This window comes from Ruminococcus sp. RTP21484sp1_RTP21281st1_A8_RTP21281_210402 (assembly GCF_040914025.1).
In the GTDB taxonomy this organism is placed as follows: Bacteria; Bacillota; Clostridia; order Lachnospirales; family Lachnospiraceae; genus Blautia_A; species Blautia_A faecis.
The window spans coordinates 1-1,712 of record NZ_JBCPGE010000100.1; the positions used below are offsets into that span (position 1 = coordinate 1).

The 1,712-nt window shown below is 39.4% G+C and carries 1 protein-coding gene; it reads left to right on the forward strand.

The genetic code is table 11. The features are described from left to right. The first annotated feature begins 121 nt into the window (after positions 1-121). A complete protein-coding gene (gene ltrA, locus AB5170_RS22405; RefSeq protein ID WP_117579884.1) occupies positions 122-1,591 on the forward strand; it encodes a group II intron reverse transcriptase/maturase in 1,470 nt (489 codons plus the stop codon). The last annotated feature ends 121 nt before the right edge of the window (positions 1,592-1,712 follow it).

Below are 1,712 nucleotides of genomic sequence, written 5' to 3' on the forward strand. Positions count from 1 at the left end.
GAAAGCGAATGCCTTCTTGTAATGAGAAGGATAGAGAATATACTCACCCGAAAGGGGGCAGACTTCCGTCTGGTCTTATGTTGCAAGAGAATTAGCAGAATTTCTGAAAGGAGAAATGCAAATGTACGAGAAATCGTGTGCATCTTCAAATCACATTAAGAGCTGGAAGGATATTGATTTTGGAACAGCTGAATATGAGGTTAAGAAACTGCAGATGCGTATTGCAAAGGCTGTAAAGGAGAACAGAGTAGGAAAAATCAAATCCTTACAATGGACTCTGACTCATTCGTTTTATGCAAAAGCAATTGCTGTAAAAAGAGTAACAGAAAACAAGGGTAAAAGAACACCTGGAGTAGATGGCGTGTGTTGGATAAGTAATGAGGACAAATTTAACGCCATATTCACACTTCAGAGAAGAGGATACCAACCTCAACCGCTCAGACGAATCTACATTCCAAAGAAAAATGGAAAAAAGAGACCACTGAGTATTCCTACAATGAAAGATAGGGCAATGCAAACATTACACAAAATGGCACTGGAACCAGTCACAGAAACTCTGGCAGACGGCACTTCATACGGATTCAGACCCAACAGATGTGTTCAAGACGCTATAGAGCAATGTTTTGTCGACTTGGCTCGAAAAACAGCACCAGAATGGGTGTTGGAAGGTGACATAAAAGGATGTTTCGATAACATAAATCATGAATGGATGCAAAAGAATATCCCTATGGACAAAGAAATTTTGCACAAATTTCTTAAAGCTGGATTTGTGGAAAAGGGAAAACTCAATGCTACTGACCAAGGAACACCACAGGGAGGTACTATTTCACCGACGCTGTGTAATTATGTATTGGACGGATTAGAAAGATTATTGAAGAATAAGTTCAAACGGTATTGGTCGAAAGGTAGACAGATAAATCCAAAAGTAAATCTGGTGCGCTATGCAGATGATTTCATTATTACAGGAGCATCAGAGGAACTATTAAGAAACGAGGTACTACCTTTAGTAAAAGAGTTCATGCATGAAAGAGGATTAGAATTATCGGATGAAAAGACAGTTATTACGAACATACACGATGGATTTGACTTTTTGGGTTGTAATATTCGTAAATATGGGGATAAATTACTTACCAAACCATCAAAACAGAATGTTAAATCAATTATGCGTAAAATTCGTGGAACAATTAAGAAGTTCCGAACGGGCAAGCAATCCGATCTGATCAAATGCCTGAATCCTATTATCAGAGGATGGGTGAACTTTCAGAAGTATAACGTATCTTCGGTTGCATTTAGATATGTGGACTGGCAGACATTCAAGGCGCTATGGAGATGGTGCCGACGTAGACATAAAAACAAACCAGCCGCATGGATAAGAGATAAATATTTCCACAGAATCGGAAACCGTAGCTGGACTTTCTCTGAAAAGCTGACGGAGGATAATTATCTCGCATTAGTATATGCAACCGACACAAACATTACCCGTTTTACACGTATTAAAGCGGAAGCGAATCCCTACGATGAAATTTGGATGGAATACTTCGCTGAACGCAAAAATAAATCCTACAGCAATTTCAAATTTGTATACGAATGATATACAACCGGCTTATTGTGGCAGCAATAGGCTTTATAAGGCTTGAGCCGTATGATGGGAAACTATCACGTACGGTTCTTAGGGGAGGGAAGGACAGTAATGCTCTTCTCTTACCCGACTA